At 65.1% G+C, this 19,082-nt stretch carries 17 protein-coding genes; 2 read left to right on the top strand and 15 right to left on the bottom strand.

Annotated elements, in window-relative coordinates:
- Positions 1-42: 42 nt before the first annotated feature.
- A complete protein-coding gene (locus KY389_RS07950; protein WP_219830364.1) occupies positions 43-717 on the bottom strand; it encodes an HAD family hydrolase in 675 nt (224 codons plus the stop codon).
- A 112-nt stretch (positions 718-829) separates the two neighbouring features.
- On the opposite strand from KY389_RS07950, the gene glmU reads away from it, so the two are divergent.
- Both glmU and glmS read left to right on the top strand, forming a co-directional pair.
- Entirely contained in the window at positions 830-2,173 is a 1,344-nt protein-coding gene (gene glmU, locus KY389_RS07945) for a bifunctional UDP-N-acetylglucosamine diphosphorylase/glucosamine-1-phosphate N-acetyltransferase GlmU (RefSeq protein ID WP_219830363.1), read from the top strand.
- A complete protein-coding gene (glmS, locus tag KY389_RS07940; RefSeq protein ID WP_219830362.1) occupies positions 2,173-3,990 on the top strand; it encodes a glutamine--fructose-6-phosphate transaminase (isomerizing) in 1,818 nt (605 codons plus the stop codon). Before glmU ends, glmS begins: the two co-directional genes overlap by 1 nt.
- Positions 3,991-4,059: 69 nt before the next feature.
- On the opposite strand, the gene trmB is transcribed toward glmS, so the two are convergent.
- The 14 genes from trmB to nuoG all read right to left on the bottom strand — a co-directional run bounded on the left by trmB (position 4,060) and on the right by nuoG (position 19,076).
- On the bottom strand, positions 4,060-4,773 hold the full coding sequence (trmB, locus tag KY389_RS07935; RefSeq protein WP_219830361.1) for a tRNA (guanosine(46)-N7)-methyltransferase TrmB: 714 nt from the start codon (positions 4,771-4,773) through the stop codon (positions 4,060-4,062).
- A 139-nt stretch (positions 4,774-4,912) separates the two neighbouring features.
- Complete coding sequence (locus KY389_RS07930) at positions 4,913-6,589, bottom strand: ribonuclease J (RefSeq protein ID WP_219830360.1); 1,677 nt, start codon at positions 6,587-6,589, stop codon at positions 4,913-4,915.
- Positions 6,582-7,364, bottom strand: coding sequence for a type III pantothenate kinase (locus tag KY389_RS07925; RefSeq protein WP_219830359.1), 783 nt, complete (start codon positions 7,362-7,364; stop codon positions 6,582-6,584). The genes KY389_RS07930 and KY389_RS07925 overlap by 8 nt, the downstream gene beginning before the upstream one ends.
- A gap of 1 nt (position 7,365) precedes the next feature.
- Positions 7,366-8,124, bottom strand: a complete 759-nt coding sequence (locus tag KY389_RS07920) for a biotin--[acetyl-CoA-carboxylase] ligase (protein WP_219830358.1) — start codon at positions 8,122-8,124, stop codon at positions 7,366-7,368.
- Positions 8,125-8,131: 7 nt separating this feature from the next.
- On the bottom strand, positions 8,132-9,592 hold the full coding sequence (gene nuoN / locus KY389_RS07915; RefSeq protein WP_219830357.1) for an NADH-quinone oxidoreductase subunit NuoN: 1,461 nt from the start codon (positions 9,590-9,592) through the stop codon (positions 8,132-8,134).
- Positions 9,593-9,602: 10 nt separating this feature from the next.
- Positions 9,603-11,159 carry an NADH-quinone oxidoreductase subunit M gene (locus tag KY389_RS07910; protein WP_219830356.1) on the bottom strand — a complete coding sequence of 519 codons (1,557 nt, stop codon included), beginning with the start codon at positions 11,157-11,159 and terminating at the stop codon, positions 9,603-9,605.
- A gap of 1 nt (position 11,160) precedes the next feature.
- Complete coding sequence (nuoL, locus tag KY389_RS07905; protein ID WP_219830355.1) at positions 11,161-13,305, bottom strand: NADH-quinone oxidoreductase subunit L; 2,145 nt, start codon at positions 13,303-13,305, stop codon at positions 11,161-11,163.
- 6 nt (positions 13,306-13,311) lie between these two features.
- Positions 13,312-13,617 (bottom strand): NADH-quinone oxidoreductase subunit NuoK, encoded by a 306-nt coding sequence (gene nuoK, locus KY389_RS07900; protein WP_219830354.1) that lies wholly within the window; start codon positions 13,615-13,617, stop codon positions 13,312-13,314.
- 58 nt (positions 13,618-13,675) lie between these two features.
- Positions 13,676-14,278 carry an NADH-quinone oxidoreductase subunit J gene (locus KY389_RS07895; RefSeq protein WP_219830353.1) on the bottom strand — a complete coding sequence of 201 codons (603 nt, stop codon included), beginning with the start codon at positions 14,276-14,278 and terminating at the stop codon, positions 13,676-13,678.
- Positions 14,275-14,688 (bottom strand): carboxymuconolactone decarboxylase family protein, encoded by a 414-nt coding sequence (locus KY389_RS07890; protein WP_219830352.1) that lies wholly within the window; start codon positions 14,686-14,688, stop codon positions 14,275-14,277. Before KY389_RS07890 ends, KY389_RS07895 begins: the two co-directional genes overlap by 4 nt.
- Positions 14,685-15,176 carry an NADH-quinone oxidoreductase subunit NuoI gene (gene nuoI, locus KY389_RS07885; RefSeq protein WP_219830351.1) on the bottom strand — a complete coding sequence of 164 codons (492 nt, stop codon included), beginning with the start codon at positions 15,174-15,176 and terminating at the stop codon, positions 14,685-14,687. Before nuoI ends, KY389_RS07890 begins: the two co-directional genes overlap by 4 nt.
- A gap of 55 nt (positions 15,177-15,231) precedes the next feature.
- Positions 15,232-16,263, bottom strand: coding sequence for an NADH-quinone oxidoreductase subunit NuoH (gene nuoH / locus KY389_RS07880; RefSeq protein WP_219830350.1), 1,032 nt, complete (start codon positions 16,261-16,263; stop codon positions 15,232-15,234).
- An 18-nt stretch (positions 16,264-16,281) separates the two neighbouring features.
- Positions 16,282-17,058, bottom strand: a complete 777-nt coding sequence (locus KY389_RS07875; RefSeq protein ID WP_246588019.1) for a hypothetical protein — start codon at positions 17,056-17,058, stop codon at positions 16,282-16,284.
- Between the two features lie 5 nt (positions 17,059-17,063).
- Positions 17,064-19,076, bottom strand: coding sequence for an NADH-quinone oxidoreductase subunit NuoG (nuoG, locus tag KY389_RS07870; RefSeq protein ID WP_219830349.1), 2,013 nt, complete (start codon positions 19,074-19,076; stop codon positions 17,064-17,066).
- Between the last annotated feature and the right edge of the window lie 6 nt (positions 19,077-19,082).

Below are 19,082 nucleotides of genomic sequence, written 5' to 3'. Positions count from 1 at the left end.
CCTGGGGGCATCGCGCTTGCGCGATGGGGGCAGCGCTCCTTCCTAACTCAGCCAATCGCGGGCTATTCCCGGCAGCGCGTCGAAATGCTCCAGCAGAGCCTCTGGCGCGAGGCGCTCGATACCCCTTCCCTCTGGCCCGAACGAGACCAGCACGACCCTGACACCCGCAGCAGCCGCCGTGAGGCGGTCCGTCTCGGTATCGCCCACCAGAAACGAGCGTTCCAGGATCCCGCCCGCGCCCTCGACTGCCGCCCGATAGGGCCGCGGATCGGGCTTGCGGACCGGCAGCGTATCAGCCCCGATCAGCGCGCCGAAACGATCCCGCAGGCCCAGCTTGCACAGCAGCGTCTCGGCCAGGGCTTCCGGCTTGTTCGTGCAGACCGCCAGCCGGTGCCCATCGGCCTCCAATCGGTCAAGCGCAGCCTCAACGCCCGGATAAAGCCGCGTATGCACCGCGATCGCCTCGCCGTAATGGCCCAGCAGGCGGGAATAATCCTCGTCCTCGGCGCCGGGCGGCAGCAGGATGTCCGACCCGATGCGCGCATAGCCCGCCCGCAGCATCGCGCGCCCGCCCTGAAAGGCGATCTGCGCGTCCGCAACCGGGTCCAGCAGATCGCCCAAGCCGCGCGCGCGGAAACAGGCATTCGCCGCCGCGACCAGATCGCCCGATGTATCGGCCAAGGTTCCGTCCAGGTCAAAGACCACTGTTCCCGCCATCCGCACCCTCCGAAACGATCCGAAAACAAAGGTGAATGCGCCAGCCCTAGCCAGCGCCCTGCGCCCCGATTAGAACGCCCATGATAAAAAGCAAACAGGCGAAGGGGCGGGCATGACCAAAGACGCGGTGGCAGTGGTGATTCTGGCGGCGGGTCAGGGCAGCCGGATGCAATCGGACCTGCCCAAGGTGCTGCATCGGCTGGGCGGCGTGCCGCTGGTCGCCCATGCCCTGACAGCGGCGCGCAGCCTTGAACCCGAACAGATCGTCGTCGTCACCGGCCACAGCGCCGAGCTGGTGAGCCAGGCGCTGGCCAAGCTCGACCCCGAGGCCGCGATCGCACTTCAGGCCGAACAGCTGGGCACGGGTCACGCAGTCCGGCAGGCCCTGCCCGCGCTGGAAGGGTTCGAGGGCCGGGTGATCATCCTCTATGGCGACACCCCCTTCATCACCGGGGATACCCTGGCCACTCTGGCCAGCCACCCCGCAGATCTGACCGTCCTGGGCTTCGAGGCCGAGGATCCCGGCCGCTACGGCCGCCTTGTCGTGACCGCGCAGGGACTGGAACGGATCGTCGAATGGAAGGATGCCGACACTGCCACGCGCCAGATCGCGCTGTGCAATTCCGGGGTGATGGCGATGCAGGCAAGCCTTCTGCGCCAGCTTCTGCCGCGCCTGACCAACGACAATGCGGCGGGCGAATACTACCTGACCGACCTTGTGGCCCTGGCCCGGTCCGAAGGGCTGCACGCCGATGTCGTCACCTGCGACGAAGAGGAAACACTCGGCATCAACACCCGGGCCGAACTGGCCCGCGCCGAGGCGCTGTTCCAGGCCCGCGCGCGCGCCCGCGCGCTGGAGGACGGCGTGACGCTGACCGATCCGGGCAGCGTCTGGTTCGCGCTGGACACGGTGATCGGCCGCGATGCGGTGATCGGCCCGAACGTCGTCTTCGGTCCCGGCGTCACTGTGGAATCGGGCGCCGAGATCCTGCCCTTCTGCCATCTGGAAGGCTGCCATGTCAGCGCCGGCGCCACGGTCGGCCCCTTCGCCCGCCTGCGCCCCGGCGCGGAACTGGGCGGCGATGTCCATGTCGGCAATTTCGTCGAGATCAAGAACAGCGTGCTGGACGAAGGCGTCAAGGTCGGCCACCTGACCTATCTGGGCGACGCGCGTGTGGGCGAGCATACGAATATCGGCGCCGGCACGATCACCTGCAATTACGACGGCGTGATGAAGCACCGCACCATGATCGGCCCCCGCGCCTTCATCGGCAGCGACACGATGCTGGTCGCGCCCGTTCGTGTCGGGGCGGATGCAATGACCGGTTCCGGCAGCACCATCACCGAGGATGTGCCCGACGGCGCGCTGGCAATCGGCCGCGCCAGACAGGTCACCAAACCCGGTCTGGCCCTGCGCCTGATGGCGGCTTTGCGCGCAAGAAAGGAGGCCCGCTGATGTGCGGCATCATCGGCATTCTGGGCAGTCACGAAGTGTCCCCCCAACTGGTCGAGGCGCTCAAGCGTCTGGAATATCGCGGCTATGACAGCGCGGGCGTGGCGACGGTGGATGCGTCGGGGCGGCTGGACCGGCGGCGCGCGGTGGGCAAGCTGGTCAATCTCAGCGACCGGCTGGTCCATGACCCGCTGCCTGGCCATTCCGGCATCGGCCATACCAGGTGGGCCACCCATGGCGCCGCGACCGAGGCCAATGCTCATCCCCACCGCTTCGGCCGCGTGGCCGTGGTCCATAATGGCATCATCGAGAACTTCCGCGATCTGCGCGCGGAGCTGGAGTCGCTCGGTATCCAGCCGCAATCGCAGACCGATACCGAGACCGTCGCGCTCTGGACCGGGTATCATCTCGATCAGGGCATGACCCCGCTGGAGGCCGCGCGGGCAACCCTCGCGCGTCTCGAAGGCGCCTTCGCGCTGGCTTTCCTCTTCGAGGGCGAACCTGACCTGTTGATCGCAGCGCGCAAGGGCAGCCCCCTGGCCGTCGGCCATGGCACGGGCGAAATGTTCCTGGGCTCCGACGCCGTGGCGCTCGCGCCCTTCACCGACCGCATCACCTATCTCGAGGATGGCGACCATGCCGTGCTGACGCGCGCAGGCGTCCAGATCTGGGATGCGGCGGGTCGGCAGACGCATCGCGCCACAGCCCGGATCGACGTGGGCGCGACCGCGATCGACCGGGGCGGCTATCGTCACTTCATGGCCAAGGAGATCGCCGAACAGCCCGCCGTGATCGGCAATGTGCTGAACCATTATCTCAAGGGCGACCGGATCGTTTTGCCCGAAGGGCTGGATTTCGCCGCCATCGACCGGATCGTGCTGGTCGGCTGCGGCACGGCGCATCTGGCGGGCCATGTGGCCAAATACTGGTTCGAGCAGCTTGCGGGCCTGCCCTGCGACATCGACGTGGCCTCGGAATTCCGCTACCGCGAGCCGCCCCTGTCGGATCGCAGCCTCTTCGTCGCGATCAGCCAGTCGGGCGAGACCGCCGACACGCTGGCCGCGCTGCATTATGCCCGCGACAAGGTGGCGCGCAGCGTGGGGCTGGTCAATGTCGGCACCTCGGCCATCGCGCGCGACGCCGATCTGGCTCTGCCGACGCTGGCGGGGATCGAGGTCAGCGTGGCCTCGTCCAAGGCCTTTACCTGCCAGCTGGCGGTTCTGGCGGTGCTGGCGCTGGAAGCGGCCCGCGCGCGATGCCGGATCGACGATGCGGCCCTTGCCGCGCATCTGCGCGACCTGCGCGCGGTGCCCGCCCTGATCGCGCAGGCGCTGGCACTATCGGACGAATGCCGGGTCCAGGCTGACTGGCTCGCTCAGGCGCGCGATGTGCTCTATCTCGGCCGGGGTGCACTCTATCCCGTGGCGCTGGAGGGCGCGCTCAAGCTCAAGGAACTCAGCTATATCCACGCCGAGGGTTACGCCTCGGGCGAGCTGAAACACGGCCCGATCGCGCTGATCGACGGCGACGTGCCGGTGGTGGTGCTGGCGCCACATGACGCGCTCTTCGACAAGACGATCTCGAACATGCAGGAGGTGATGGCCCGCCATGGCCGCGTCCTGCTGATTTCGGATGCGGCCGGGATCGCGGCGGCGGGCGACGGCGTGACGGCCAGCCTGGCGCTGCCGCAGGGCGGCGGCATCTTCCAGCCCATGCTCTATGCGGTGCCGATGCAGTATCTCGCCTACCACACCGCCGTCGCCAAGGGCACCGATGTGGACCAGCCCAGAAACCTTGCGAAATCCGTAACGGTCGAATAGCGTCGGCCTGCGTTCCTTCTCCGTTGCCCAAATACCCGGCAGCGCCGCCTCCTGGCGCGGCGCCGGGGCTCAGAGCCTTTGGAAGGTCACGTAATGCGGCACACGCCCCTCGCGCAGGGCCTTCTGCTCGTAGCGCGTGCTGATCCAGTCCTCCCAAGGCTCGGCCGTGTCCGAGACCAGCTCGAAACCCGCCATCGGCACTTCCTCGCGGGTCTGCCGGAGATAATCGGGAATGTCGCTTGCCACCCGGAACAGACCGCCCGATTTCATCACCCGTGCCAGGGGCAGCAGATGTTCGGGCGTCACGAAACGGCGGCGGTGGTGGCGCGCCTTGGGCCAGGGATCGGGATACATCAGAAAGACGCGCTCGATACTGGCATCGGGCAGCACGTCCATCAGGTCGCGCGCATCGCCCGGATGGACGCTGACATTGCTCACTCCCGCCGCCCGGATCTTGCCCAGCAGCATGGCCACGCCGTTGATGAAGGGTTCGCAGCCGATGATGTTGATGTCCGGATAGGTCGCGGCCATGTGGACCATGTGCTCGCCCCCCCCGAAACCGACCTCAAGCCAGATCGGGCGATCATTGCCGAAAATGGCCCGAGGATCGACAGGTTTACGCTCGGGATTGTCCTGGACCGTGATGCCGCGCGGACGCAGATGACCCAGATCCTCGGACAGATAGCCCTTCTGGCTCTGGCGCAGGGTCTTGCCATGGCGGCGGCCATAGAAATTGCGCCGCGGCGGGTTCGGGTCAAAGGCTGATCTGGTCTTGTCGCTCATGGCTGGGGATTGCCGCATGATGCGGCCGGTTGCAAGCCTTCCCGCGACCCTGATGCGCAGCCCGTCACGCGCCGGGCTGCAGAGGGGGGTCCGGGGGGCTGGCCCCCCGGCCATCGCGGGACGCAACGGAAAAACGGTCTCAGTCGGCCATCAGGCGGCTGATGATCACCGTCACCTCGGGCTTCTTGCCGATCTCCTCCATGACGACCTGGCGGGTGATCTTTCGCAGCGCTTCGTCCATCCTGGCATCGTCGGCCACGGTGCGGGCATCGGCGCGCTCCAGGAAGTCGGACAATTCGCCCTCGATATGGCGGGCCAGATCCTGACCTGCGCGCGTGCGCCCGGCCAGGCCCATCAGCTCGACCCAGGCATCCGGCAAGGCATTGTCATCCTCGTCCACGATGACGCTGACCAGCGCGTGCCCGTTCAGCGCCATCCGGATGCGGTCGCGCACGATCCCGTCCATTGCGCCGATCAGCACCGTTCCGTCCAGATACAGCTTGCCCGATTCCACCTGATCGACCACGCGCGGCGTCTCGCCGGTCAGTTCGACCATCATGCCGTTCACGACGACTTCGGCTGCCATTCCCTTGCTGCGGGCCAGCATCACATGTTCGCGCAGATGAAGATGTTCCCCGTGCATCGGGATGACAATGCGCGGCTTCAGCAGGTCATGCATCGCCTCGATATCCGGGCGGTTGGCATGGCCCGACACATGGTAAAGCCCGTCATCGGCATCAAAGACCTCAACGCCCAGTTCGCTTAACGCGTTCATGATGCGCGCGACGGGGCGTTCATTGCCCGGAATGGTGCGCGAACTGAAGAGGAAGCTGTCGCCTTCCTGCAACGAAAGGCCCAGATAGCGGCCGCGCGACAACTGCGCGCTGGCGGCGCGGCGCTCGCCCTGGCTGCCGGTGACGATCAGCAAGACCTCGTGGCGCGGCAGGCGCGCTGCATCATCGGCGCTGATCGTTTCGGGAAAATCCGTCAGAACGCCCGTTTCCAGGCCCACCGCCACCATGCGGCGCATGGCGCGGCCCAGCAGGCAGACCTTGCGCCCCGAAGCGCGGGCCGCCTCGGCCAGCGTCTTCAGCCGCGCGACATTGCTGGCGAAGGTGGTCGCGACGACCATGCCCCTTTGTGCCATGACCCATTCCAGGATCGGCGTCGCCAGCAGCGATTCCGACCGGCCCGGATGGGTCGAGAAGATATTGGTGCTGTCGCAGGCCAGAACCTTCACGCCGTCGCCTTCGGCTCCGATCTCCTGCCAGAGCATCGGATCGAAGGCCTCACCCACGACGGGGCTGACATCCAGCTTGAAGTCGCCCGTATGCAGGATCCGCCCGGCGGGAGTGTCGATGATCAGGGCCGAGCTTTCGGGGATCGAGTGGCTGATCGGCACATATTGCACGCGGAACGGTCCGGCCTCGGTCACGTCGGGGCGCGGGTTCACGATATTGACGGCCTCGGTCGGCAGGCCGTGTTCCTCCATCTTCAGCCGGACCAGACGGCCGGTGAAGGCGCGCGCATGGATCGGCACGTCGAGCCGTCCCCAGAGATGCGCGATCGCGCCGATATGATCCTCGTGCCCGTGGGTGACGAAGATCGCCTCCAGCCGATCCCGGTTCTCCTCCAGCCATGCGATATCGGGCATGATCAGGTCGATGCCGGGGCTGCTGTCCATGTCGCCGAAGGTCACGCCCAGATCGACAAGGATCAGCCGCTCCTTGCCGGGGCGGCCATAGCCATAGACATAGGCGTTCATGCCGATTTCGCCCGCGCCGCCAAGCGGCAGATAGATCAGGCGGTCAGCCATTGCCCATCTCCTTGTTGTAGTCGTGAATGAGCCTCAGCCCATGCATCGTCAAATCGTCCTCGATTGCGTCGAAGAGGTCAAACCCCTGATCGAACAGCGGCGCCAACCCTCCGGTCGCAATCACCTTCATGGGCCGGTCGCGCTCGACACGGATCTGGCGCACAATGCCCTCGACCAGTCCAACATAGCCCCAGAACACGCCCGACTGGATACATGCAACCGTATTCGTGCCGATCACGCGCGCGGGCATGGTCACATCGACATGAGGCAGCGAGGCCGCCCCCATATGCAGCGCCTCCAGCGACAGGTTCACGCCCGGCGCGATCACCCCGCCGATATAGGCGCCATCCGTGTCCACCACGTCGAAGGTCGTGGCGGTGCCGAAATCCACCACGACCAGATCGGGGCCGTGCCGGTCGAAGGCGCCGACCGTGTTCACCAGCCGGTCGGGGCCGACCGTCGTGCCTTCGTCCACGCGCGGGGGCACGGGCAGCAGGCAATCGGGCTTGCCCACGACCAGAGGGCGCGTATCGAAATAGCGGTTGCAGAGAACGCGAAGGTTAAAGACCACCCGCGGCGCCGTGGCGCTGATGATGCAGGCATCGACGTTCAGACCGTCGCGGCCGGTCAGCTGCATCAGCGTGCTGAGCCAGACGAAGTATTCGTCCGCCGTGCGCCGGTGATCGGTGCTGATGCGCCAATGTGCGACGAAGCGGGCGCCGTCCCAGATGGAAAAGACCGTATTCGTGTTGCCGGTGTCGATACAGAGCAGCATCTTATGCTTCTCCGAAATGGATGTCGGCGGCAGCGATGGCCACGCGCCCCCGTGCAGTCGTCAGGATCAGCGCGCCAGTTTCGTCGATGCCCTCGAACCGTCCGACAGTCTGGCCGGTGCCGTGGCGTGCAGTCAGCGTCTCGCCCAGCTTGGCAGCGCGGGCCAGCCAGGCGGCTCGGATCGGCGCGAAGCCGTAGGTCTGCAACTGGCGCCACCAGTGATCGAAGGCCGCGGCCAGCGCGTCCAGCATCTCGTCCTGGCTGGGGGCGATGCCCGTCTCTCCGGCCAGGCTGACGGGCCGCACCGCGCCGGGCTCGACCTGGCTGGCTTCGGGTGCATCGGTCAGATTGATCCCGATCCCCACGGCCAGCGCGACGACACCCCGGCCCGAACCGCTGCTTTCCAGCAGGATGCCGGACAGCTTGCCGCCATTCAGAAGCACGTCATTGGGCCACTTCAGCAAAAGCGAACCCTGCGGACCGCACAGGCTCCGCACCGCGTCGTGCACCGCCAGCGCGGCTACGAACGAGGCCAAGGCCGCCTGTCCCGCGCCGCCATCGGGACGCAGCAGCAGCGTCGCCGCGAAATTGCCGCGAGGATCGGCCCAGGGCCTGCCCCGCCGGCCGCGGCCTGCCTCTTGCCGGCGGGCCATGATCCAGGTCGGGCCCGAGAGATGCGGCGCCATCCGCAGCGCCTCGGCATTGGTGCTGTCCACGCGGTCGAGGACGTGGCGCGCCACGCCCTCGGGCCAGGTGGCCACGGGCGCCTTACTCACCCGCAGCCGTCAGCGCGCCGACCAGCGACTCGGCCGCAACCGCCGCTGCGTCGTCCAGGCCCAGAAGCGTGATCGAACCCAGCAGCAGCGCGAAAGCCGGGACGATCAGCGCGGCATATTGCACTGCGCCCATGCGAGAGGTCAGGCCCTCGGTCTCGGCGCCGAAATACATGTAATAGACGATCCGCAGATAATAGAAGGCGCCGATCACCGAGGCAATCACACCGGCCACCGCCAGCCAGGCCAATCCGCCATCGACGGCTGCCGTCAGCACGCCGTATTTCGCCCAGAACCCGACCAGAGGCGGCACGCCCGCAAGGCTGAACATCAGCAACAGCACGGCCAGCGCCTTGAGAGGTTCCGCCGAGGCGAAACGGTTCAGGCTGTCCAGATCGGTGATCGGGCGGCCGTCACGCTCCATCGACAGGATGAAGGCAAAACTGCCCACGTTCATCACCGCATAGATCGCCATGTAGAGCAGCATCGCCTGCACGCCGACTGCCGTTCCGGCCGCCAGCCCCACCAGCGCAAAGCCCATATGCGCGATCGAGGAATAAGCCATCAGCCGCTTGATGTTGCGCTGTCCGATCCCGGCGATCGCGCCAAGAAACATCGACAGCACCGCAAGAAAGGCGATGATCTGCGTCCAGTCCGCGACGACATTGCCGAAGGCGTCGAACATCAGCCGCGCCAGCAGCGCCATGGCCGCGACCTTGGGCGCGGTGGCGAAGAAGGCCGTGACCGGCGTGGGAGAGCCCTCATAAACGTCGGGCGTCCACATGTGGAAGGGCACCGCCGAGACCTTGAAGGCCAGACCGACCAGCAGGAAGACCAGACCGAACAGCAGGCCGGTGGACAGCTCGCCCTCGGACACGACCTGAAGGATGCCCGCGAAATTCGTCGTGCCCGCAAAGCCGTAAACGAGCGATGCGCCATAGAGCAGCACGCCCGAACTGAGCGCGCCCAGCACGAAGTATTTCAGCCCCGCCTCGGAGGACTTCGCGCTGTCCCGGCGGATCGACGCCACGACATAGAGCGACAGCGATTGCAGTTCGAGGCCGATATACAGCGTCAGCAGGTCGCTGGCAGAGACCATCAGCATCATGCCAAGCGAGGCCAGCACGATCAGGATCGGGTATTCGAAGCGCAGCAGCGCGTGACGCTCCATGTAATCCGCGCTCATGGCCAGCACCGCAGCACCGGCCAGAAGCAGCGTCACCTTGGCGAAGCGGCCAAAGGCATCATCGGCGAACATGCCGAAGAACGAGACCTGGTCGGGACGCTCGGTCACGCCGATGTAGAAGGCGGCGACGAGCAACGCCAGAACGCTGGCCCAGAGGATCGGCCGCGCGATCCGGTCCTTGCCGAAATAGGCGCCCGCCATCAGCGCGGCCAGCGCGTAGATGGCCAGCCAAAGCTCGGGCAGGATGGTGGAGAAATCGATTCCGGTCATCAAACTGTCCTCAATGGCTGACGGCGGCTTGCGCCAGATCGTCGCTTGCCTCGGCCTGGGTCGGCAGGGCGTCGTGGAAATTCACCAGCAGCGCCTCGACCGACGGGCCGGTGATGTCGGTGACAAGGCGCGGATAGACGCCCAGGATCAGGGTCATGGCGATCAGCGGCGCAAAGATCCACTTTTCGCGCGGCGTCATGTCGGTGATCGTCTTGAGGCTTTCCTTGATCAGGGCACCCATCGTCACGCGGCGGTAAAGCCACAGCGCATAGGCCGCCGACAGGATCACACCCGTCGCCGCGACAAAGGCCACCCAGGTATTTGCCCGGAACACACCCAAGAGGGTCAGGAACTCACCCACGAAGCCCGAGGTGCCGGGCAGGCCGACATTGGCCATGGTGAAGAACATGAAGACCAGCGCATAGACCGGCATCCGGTTCACCAGGCCGCCATAAGCGTCGATCTCGCGCGTGTGCATCCGGTCGTAGATCACACCGACGCACAGAAACAGCGCGCCCGAGATGAAGCCATGCGACAGCATCTGGAAGATCGCGCCGTCCAGACCTTGCTGGTTCGCCGCAAAGATGCCCATGGTGACATAGCCCATATGGGCGACCGACGAATAGGCGATCAGCTTCTTCATGTCGCTCTGCGCCAGTGCCACCAGCGAAGTATAGACAATGGCGATGGCCGAGAGCCACAGCACGAGCGGCTGCATCAGGTCCGAAGCCACCGGGAACATCGGCAGGCTGAAGCGGATGAAGCCATAGCCCCCCATCTTCAGCAGCACCGCGGCCAGCACGACAGACCCGGCGGTGGGCGCCTGGACATGCGCATCGGGCAGCCAGGTATGGACCGGCCACATCGGCATCTTGACCGCGAAGCTGGCCAGGAAGGCCAGGAACAGCAGCGTCTGCATTCCGCCGACCACCGTCAGCCCCAGAATCCGCATCGTATCCGAGGGGAAATCAAAGGCCAGAAGCGCCTCGATATCCGTGGTGCCCGCGGTCCTCGCCATGGCGATCATGGCGACCAGCATCAGGACCGAGCCGATGAAGGTATAGAGGAAGAACTTGAAGCTCGCGTAGATGCGATCCTTGCCGCCCCAGATGCCGATGATCAGGAACATCGGAATGAGGCCCGCCTCGAAGAACAGGTAGAATAGGATCAGGTCCAGCGCCGTGAAGACGCCGACCATCAGGCCTTCCAGCACAAGGAAGGCAATCATGTATTCCTTGACCCGGTGCTTGACCTCCCAGCAGGACAGGATCGTCAGCGGCATCAGGAAGGTGGTCAGCAGCACGAACAGGATCGAGATGCCGTCCACACCCATCTTGTAGCGCAGGCCCATGATCCAGGCATGATCCTCGACGAACTGGAAGCCCGTATCCGAGGGGTCGAAGCCCGCCAGCAGGAACAGCGAGATCAGGAAGGTCGCGCTGGTGGCGATCAGGGCAAGCCATTTGGCATTCTTCTGCGCGGCCGCGTCATCGCCGCGCAGGAACAGGGCCAGGATCCCCGCCGCGACGATCGGCAGGAAGGTGATGATCGAAAGAAGGTTCGTCATGTCAGTGCGCGCCCCGCATCATCACCCAGATCAGCAAGCCCACGATGCCCAGAACCATCGCAAAGGCGTAGTGGAAGACATAGCCGGACTGAACCCGCCCGGCAAAGCGGGTCAGCCGAGGGATCACCCCCAGGGCCAGCCCGTTGATCGCGCCGTCGATGACGGCCCGGTCGCCGCCCGTCCACAACCTGGCACCCAGCCAGCGTGCGGGACGGACGAAGAGGAAGTCGTAGATCTCGTCGAAATACCACTTGTTCAGCAGGAACTGATAAAGCCCGCGCTGCTGGGCGGCCAGCTTGGCCGGCGCCTCGGGATAGCGGATATACATCAGCCAGGCCAGCGCCAGACCGATCAGCATGGCGACGAAGGGCGAGACCTTGACCCAAGTCGGAACATAATGCGCGTCATGCATCACATGATTGTCGGGATGCATGAAGATCGCCCCCGGCCCCACATTGATCTGGGCCGGATCAGCGGCCGCGCCCGCGGCAGGGTGGACAGCGCCCCCTTCGGGTTGGGCATGATCGGCCTCGGCCACACTGCCCTCAAGCGCGGTGTCCAGCCCCGCAGCCTCGGCCCCGTGATCGGCGCCATGGTCATCCCCATGTGAAGCGGCCGCGATCTCGATGCCGAAGAAGCCACGCACGGTCTCGTCCTTGCCGAAAAAGGCATTGTACCAGACCATGCCTGCAAGGATCGAACCGACAGCCAGCACGGCCAGCGGAATGGTCATGACGCGCGGACCCTCATGCGCGTGCTCATGCGCGTGATGATCGCCACGCGGCTTGCCGAAGAAGGTCAGGAACATCAGCCGCCAGGAATAGAAGCTCGTCATCAGCGCCGCGATCACGAGCATCCAGAAGGCATAGCCACTGCCCGAAGCAAACGCGCTCTCGATCACGGCATCCTTGGACAGAAAGCCCGCAAAGCCGATATGGGTCAGCGGAATGCCGACGCCGGTGATGGCCAGCGTGCCGATCATCATCATCCAGAACGTGAACGGAATCTTTTTCCGCAGACCACCGTAATTGCGCAGGTCTTGTTCGTGGTGCATGGCGTGGATCACCGAGCCCGCGCCCAGGAACAACATCGCCTTGAAGAAGGCGTGGGTGAACAGATGGAACATCGCGACCGAGTAAACGCCGACACCCGCCGCCACGAACATGTAGCCCAGTTGCGAGCAGGTCGAATAGGCGATCACACGCTTGATGTCGTTTTGCACCAGCCCCACGGTCGCGGCAAAGAAGGCCGTCGTCGCGCCGATATAAACGATGAACATTTTCGCCTCGGGCGCGAATTCGTAGAGCGGCGACATGCGGCAGACCAGGAACACGCCCGCCGTCACCATGGTCGCCGCGTGGATCAGCGCAGACACCGGGGTCGGGCCTTCCATCGCGTCGGGCAGCCAGGTATGCAGGAAAAGCTGCGCCGACTTGCCCATCGCGCCGATGAACAGCAGGACCGCCAGCACGTTGGCCGCATTCCAGTCGCGCCACAGGAACGTCATCTCGGTCGTGGCCAGCGCGGGAACCTGCGCGAAGATCTCGTCGAACTGGATCGTGCCGGTCAGCCACCAGATCCCGAAGATGCCCAGCAGAAAGCCGAAATCGCCCACGCGGTTGACAATGAAGGCCTTCATCGCCGCCGCGCCCGCCGATTGTTTCTTGAAGTAGAAGCCGATCAGCAGATAGGACGCGACGCCCACGCCCTCCCATCCGAAGAACATCTGCAGCAGGTTGTCGGCCGTGACCAGCATCAGCATGGCGAAGGTGAAGAACGAGAGATAGGCGAAGAAGCGCGCCCTGTAGGGCTCGTCATCGCCGAAATTCTCGTCATGGGCCATGTAGCCGAAGCTGTAGAGGTGAACCAGGGCCGAAACCGAGGTGACGACGATCAGCATGATTGCGGTCAGCCGGTCCAGACGGATCGCCCATTCGCTGACGAAATCGCCCGACACGATCCAGTCCAGCACCGGGATGCGCTGAAGCTGGCCGTCGAAGGTCAGGAACACGAACCAGCTGGCGGCGGCGGCGGCAAACAGGATCGCGGTGGTCAGCACCTGCGCGCCCCGCTCTCCGATCAGGCGCCAGCCGAAGCCTGCGATCAGTGCGCCCAGCAGGGGCGCGAAAAGGATGAATTGCGCCATATCCGCTTACCCCTTCATCACGTTGACATCTTCCACCGCGATCGAGCCGCGGTTGCGGAAGAACACGACCAGGATGGCAAGGCCGATCGCAGCCTCGGCGGCGGCCACCGTCAGGACGAACAGTGTGAAGATCTGTCCCGTCAGGTCGCCCAGATAGGCCGAGAAGGCCACGAAGTTGATGTTGACCGCCAGAAGCATCAGTTCGATCGACATCAGGATGACGATGACGTTCTTCCGGTTCACGAAGATGCCGAAGATCCCGGTGACGAACAACACCGCCCCCACGATCAGGTAATGTGACAATCCGATCATCTGTTCTGTCCCTCCGGGTCGTTCACCCGTTGCTGTTCCCTGGCGGTCGGCGGGGGCCTCAGAGCCCCTGCCCCGGCTTCACGTCGCGCAGCTGCATGGCCTTGGCGGGGTCGCGGTGCATCTGGGCCAGCACGTCCTGACGCTTGATGTCGCGGCGGTGGCGCATGGTCAGCGTGATCGCACCGATCATCGCCACCAGCAGGATCAGACCCGACACCTGGAAGGGCAGGATATACTGATCGTAAAGCACCATGCCGATGCCAGGGGTATTCTGCACGCCCGGCTCGACCGGGACGGCCCGCATCGCCAGCGCATCATCGGCGCTCTGCCAGTCGCCGAAGGCGATGGCCAGCACGGCCAGCAGGATCAGCGCAATCAGCCCGCCCACAGGCACATAGCGCACCAGTTGGGATTTCAGGCTGCCGAAATCGACATCCAGCATCATCACGACAAACAGGAACAGAACCGCGACCGCGCCCACATAGACGATGATCAGCAGCATGGCGACGAATTCGGCGCTGAGCAGGATGAACAGCCCCGCCGCCGAGATGAAGGCCAGGATCAGCCACAGGACCGAATGGACCGGATGGCGCGCCATGACGACCATGATGCCCGACAGGCAGACCGTGATCGCGAACAGGTAGAAGGCAAAGGTGATCATGCGGTCTCGCTCCTATCGGATTCGGTAAAGACGCCCTGGGCGATTTCCAGCGCCTTCTGCATGGCGGGCAGGCCGCCGAACATGCCCATCTGCCAGATCACCTCGGCGATCTCGCGCGGCTTGGCACCGGCCTCGATCGCATGGCGAATGGTCAGGCGCAGCTGCGGCTCGGCATGAGCGCCCTGAACGGTCAGCGCGGCGATGGTGACCAGAAGCCGCGTTTTGGCATCCAGACCGTCACGGTTGAAGGTCTTGCCGAACCACATCTCCAGCATCTCGGCCGGCATGGTCGGAATCATCTTCTCGAAGGCGCGCAGGTCCAGATGCTCCAGCGCGGGGTTGAAGGCCCGCGCCATCTCCTGCCCCTGGGCAAGCATCTGCTGGAACATCTGTCGGAACGCATCGGTCATCGGTAGGGCGCATCCATCGCAAGGTTGCGGGCGATCTGGGCTTCCCACCGGGCGCCGTTATCCAGCAGCTTCTGCTTGTCGTAATAGAGTTCCTCGCGCGTTTCGGTGGCGAATTCGAAGTTCGGCCCTTCGACGATGGCATCGACCGGGCAGGCTTCCTGACAAAAGCCGCAATAGATGCACTTCGTCATGTCGATGTCATAGCGCGTGGTCCGGCGAGAGCCATCCTCGCGCGGCTCGGCATCAATGGTGATTGCCTGAGCGGGGCAGATCGCCTCGCACAATTTGCAGGCGATGCAGCGTTCCTCGCCGTTCGGATAGCGGCGCAGCGCGTGCTCGCCCCGGAAACGGGCCGAAAGCGGGCCCTTTTCGTGGGGATAGTTCAGCGTGGCCTTGGGCGCGAAAAAATATTTCATTCCCACCCCGAACCCTTTGAGGAAGTCCACCAACAGGAAATACTTGGTGGCGCGTGCGATGTCGAAAGCCATCAGACTTGCTCTCCTTGCTTGGGCGACCGGACCCTGGCGTCTTGCATCATCGGGCTCACATCCCCGCCGCGCGGGCCCAGAAGCCGCCGGCGACCTCGAAGCGGGCGAGGAAGGCGACGATCACCACCCAGGCCAGCGACAGCGGCAGGAACACCTTCCAACCCACGCGCATCAGCTGGTCATAGCGATAGCGCGGCACGATGGCCTTCACCATGGCGAACATGAAGAACCAGAACACCATCTTCAGGAACATCCAGAGCGCCCCGTCAGGCAGGCCCGGGATGGGCGACAGCCAGCCGCCGAAGAACAGCAGCGAGATCAGCGCGCACATCAGCCAGATGGCGATGTATTCTCCGGCCATGAACAGCAGATAGGCGGTCGAGGAATATTCCGACATGAAGCCCGCCACCAGTTCCGATTCGGCCTCGGGCAGATCGAAGGGCGGGCGGTTCGTTTCGGCCAAAGCCGAGATGAAGAACAGCGCCAGCATCGGCAGATGCGCCAGCCAGAACCAGGACAGGACGCCCGCGCCGCGCTGCGCCTCGACGATGGCGGTCAGGTTCATCGAGCCCGCCGAGATGATCACGCCGATGATGATGAGGCCCAGCGAGACCTCATAGCTGATCATCTGCGCGGCAGAACGCAGCGAGCCGAGGAACGGATATTTCGAGTTCGACGCCCAGCCCCCCATGATCACGCCGTAAACCTCCAGCGAGGAGACCGCGAAGATGAACAGGATGGCGACGTTCAGATCGGCCATGACCCAGCCTGGCGCGAAGGGAATCGCGACGAAGGCCAGCAGCGCCAGCGTCATCGACAGGAAGGGCGCGAGAAAGAACACGAAGCGATCCGCGCCCGCAGGCACGACGACTTCCTTGACCACGAATTTCAGTGCATCGGCAAAGGTCTGCAACAGACCCCAGGGGCCCACGACGTTCGGGCCGCGCCGCATCTGGACCGCGGCCCAGATCTTGCGGTCGCCATAGACCATATAGACCAGCGACAGCATCACGAAGGCGATGATTGCCAGCCCCTGCGCCAGCAGGATCAGCGCGATGCCCCACGAAGATTGCCAGAATTCAGCCATGTCGCCTGTCCCCAGTTCCTAAGCCGCGGGAATGCCGCGTGCCTCGCATTCGCGCAAGGTCTCTTTCGTTTCCATCACCCGCAGCCCCAGTGGTCTGTCACCCGACAGGGTGAAGGCCGAGCCGACCAGAAGTTTGCCGTTCCGCGTGGCGGACAGGGTGCGGATATGGCGCCCAAAGGCGATCCCGTTCCTGTCGGCCCAGCCTGCCAATGCGCAGGTGGCATACGCAAAGCCGATTTCGGCGTCCACCCCCTCGCGCAGATTGGCAGTCACCTCGACCAGATCATTGCCGCGCTCGGGGTTCAGACTGTCCACGCGAGCAGCGATGAAGTCCTCGTCCTTGATCTCGATTCCGGGTCGCAGTGCCGGCAGGGCGGGTTGGGTGCGGGCGGCGAATTCCTCCAGCGCCCGTTCCTGCGCGGTCTTGCGGCGCGGCATGTCGGGCGCGACCAACGCGGAAAGGTCAAGATCCAGGTTCGCGTTTAGCGCCTCCAGATCGGCCTGTGTCACCATGAAGGCGTCGCGGCCCTCGGGGCTGTCCAGCGACATGGTGGTCACGCTGCCATCGGGTTCGAGAATCAGGATCTCACCCGATCCGGTCGAAATCTGCGCCCGGCTGAGGCTTTCGACATCCGCGCCTCCACCTGGCAAAAGCGCCGTCACCTCGGCGGGCTTGGCGCGCGGACGTTCGCTGCCATCCCGGCCATGGCCGGTCTTGTCGGCACAGGCGGCAAAGGCCAGTGCCCCCAGAAGAAGGGCGCCGCGCGTCCAGATCTGGCGAGCAAGGCGCGCCATGACCGTCACTCGGCCGCAAGGGCGGGCGCGTTGCGCGCCGCCGCCATCCGCGACAATTCCCCCATCAGCGGCGAAGAGCGTGCAATCGGGTTGGTCAGATAGAAGTCGCGCACCGGATAGACGAAGGGCGCTTGGCCCAGTTCGGCCATCGGCACAGGCTGCCAGTCGTTTTCGGCGACCTGATCGACCTCGGCCAGATGCGGCACGGCCTCGACCAGCTTGCGGCGAAGTTGCGTCAGGCTGTCCCAGGGCAGAGTCCGACCCAGTTCGCCCGACAGCGCCCGCAGGATCGCCCAGTTCTCCTTGGCCTCGCCCGGCGCGAAATTCGCGCGCATCGCCAGTTGAGGACGCCCCTCGGTGTTCACGAAGAGGCCCATTTCCTCGGTATAACAGGCAGCGGGCAGGATGATATCGGCGCGGTGCGCGCCGCGATCGCCGTGGCTGCCCTGATAGATCACCATCGGCCCGGCCGCGATCTCGACCTCGTCGGCGCCCAGATTGTAGATGACCTGGGCACCCTCGATGGCAGCCGACAGGCCGCCCCGCGTGACCGCACCAATATCCATGGCGCCCACACGCGACGCAGCCAGGTGCAGCACCATCAGGCGCGCGCCGGTCGCCTCGGCCAGCGCCATCGCGTGGGCCAGAACGGCCGCGCCGTCAGCCTCGCGCAGGGCGCCCTGCCCCACGATTACCACGCCGGGCTTGTCCTGCGGCCCAGCCTGGGCCAGCAGTTTCGCCAACGCCGCGCGGTCATTGCCAGCATGGGTGTAGTCATAGGTCAGATCGACCGGCTCGCCGATCAGCGTGATATCGGCCCCGCGTGTCCAGGCCTTGCGGATGCGGGCATTCAGCACCGGCGCCTCGTCGCGGGGATTGGTGCCGATCAGCATGACGAAGGCGGCATCGTCCAGATCCGCAATCTGTGCGTTGCCGACATAGCCCGAACGATTCCCCTCGGGCAGTTTCGCGCCGTCCGTCCGGCATTCGACCGAGCCGCCCAGGCCCTCGATCAGCAACTTGAGGCTGAATGCCGCCTCGACCGGAGCCAGATCACCCACCAGACCGGCGACCTTGCCACCACGCATCGCAGCGGCCGCGGCCGACAGGGCCTCGGACCACGAAGCCGGGCGCAGCTTGCCGTTCTCGCGGATATAGGGACGGTCAAGGCGTTGGCGGCGCAGGCCGTCCCAGACAAAGCGCGACTTGTCCGACAGCCATTCCTCGTTCACGCCGTCATGGTTGCGCGGTAGGATCCGCATCACTTCGCGGCCCTTGGTATCGACACGGATATTGCTGCCAAGGGCGTCCATCACGTCGATGGTCTCGGTCTTGGTCAGCTCCCAGGGACGGGCGGTGAAGGCATAGGGCTTCGAGACCAGCGCGCCCACCGGGCAAAGGTCGATGATGTTGCCCTGAAGGTTCGAGGCCAGCGTCTGGTTCAGGTAGCTGGTGATTTCGCTATCCTCGCCGCGGCCGGTCTGGCCCATCTGGGTGATGCCCGCGACCTCGGTCGTGAAGCGCACGCAGCGGGTGCAGCTGATACAACGGGTCATGTGCGTTTCGACCAGCGGGCCGAGGTTCAGTTCCTCGGCCGCGCGCTTGGGCTCACGATAGCGGCTGAAATCGACGCCATAGGCCATGGCCTGGTCCTGAAGATCGCACTCGCCGCCCTGGTCGCAGATCGGGCAATCCAGCGGGTGGTTGATCAGCAGGAACTCCATCACCCCCTCGCGGGCCTTCTTGACCATGGGGCTGTTGGTGCGGATTTCCGAAGGCGCGCCATCGGGGCCGGGGCGCAGATCCTTGACCTGCATGGCGCAAGAGGCCGCGGGTTTGGGGGGACCGCCCACGATTTCGACCAGGCACATGCGGCAATTGCCCGCGATGGACAGCCGCTCGTGATAGCAGAAACGCGGGATCTCGATCCCGGCCTGTTCGCAGGCCTGGATCAGGGTCAGGTTGGGATCGACCTCGATATCCTTGCCGTCGATCCTGATTGTCCGCAATTCTGCCATGATTTC

The sequence above is a fragment of the Paracoccus bogoriensis genome, from assembly GCF_019431455.1.
GTDB lineage: Bacteria > Pseudomonadota > Alphaproteobacteria > Rhodobacterales > Rhodobacteraceae > Paracoccus > Paracoccus bogoriensis.
Note: the sequence above shows the minus strand (reverse complement) of the source record. Positions and strands in the feature narration are given on the sequence as shown.

Coding starts and splice junctions, on each gene's coding strand:
- KY389_RS07930 (WP_219830360.1), bottom strand. CDS start 6,589: ATGGCTGACCGCCTGATCTATCTGCCGCTTGGCGGCGCGGGCGAAATC.
- KY389_RS07950 (WP_219830364.1), bottom strand. CDS start 717: ATGGCGGGAACAGTGGTCTTTGACCTGGACGGAACCTTGGCCGATACA.
- KY389_RS07910 (WP_219830356.1), bottom strand. CDS start 11,159: ATGACGAACCTTCTTTCGATCATCACCTTCCTGCCGATCGTCGCGGCG.
- glmS (WP_219830362.1), top strand. CDS start 2,173: ATGTGCGGCATCATCGGCATTCTGGGCAGTCACGAAGTGTCCCCCCAA.
- nuoK (WP_219830354.1), bottom strand. CDS start 13,617: ATGATCGGATTGTCACATTACCTGATCGTGGGGGCGGTGTTGTTCGTC.
- KY389_RS07925 (WP_219830359.1), bottom strand. CDS start 7,364: ATGCTGCTCTGTATCGACACCGGCAACACGAATACGGTCTTTTCCATC.
- nuoH (WP_219830350.1), bottom strand. CDS start 16,263: ATGGCTGAATTCTGGCAATCTTCGTGGGGCATCGCGCTGATCCTGCTG.
- glmU (WP_219830363.1), top strand. CDS start 830: ATGACCAAAGACGCGGTGGCAGTGGTGATTCTGGCGGCGGGTCAGGGC.
- KY389_RS07875 (WP_246588019.1), bottom strand. CDS start 17,058: ATGGCGCGCCTTGCTCGCCAGATCTGGACGCGCGGCGCCCTTCTTCTG.
- nuoI (WP_219830351.1), bottom strand. CDS start 15,176: ATGGCTTTCGACATCGCACGCGCCACCAAGTATTTCCTGTTGGTGGAC.
- nuoL (WP_219830355.1), bottom strand. CDS start 13,305: ATGGCGCAATTCATCCTTTTCGCGCCCCTGCTGGGCGCACTGATCGCA.
- nuoN (WP_219830357.1), bottom strand. CDS start 9,592: ATGACCGGAATCGATTTCTCCACCATCCTGCCCGAGCTTTGGCTGGCC.
- trmB (WP_219830361.1), bottom strand. CDS start 4,773: ATGAGCGACAAGACCAGATCAGCCTTTGACCCGAACCCGCCGCGGCGC.
- nuoG (WP_219830349.1), bottom strand. CDS start 19,076: ATGGCAGAATTGCGGACAATCAGGATCGACGGCAAGGATATCGAGGTC.
- KY389_RS07890 (WP_219830352.1), bottom strand. CDS start 14,688: ATGACCGATGCGTTCCGACAGATGTTCCAGCAGATGCTTGCCCAGGGG.
- KY389_RS07895 (WP_219830353.1), bottom strand. CDS start 14,278: ATGATCACCTTTGCCTTCTACCTGTTCGCGATCACGGTCTGCCTGTCG.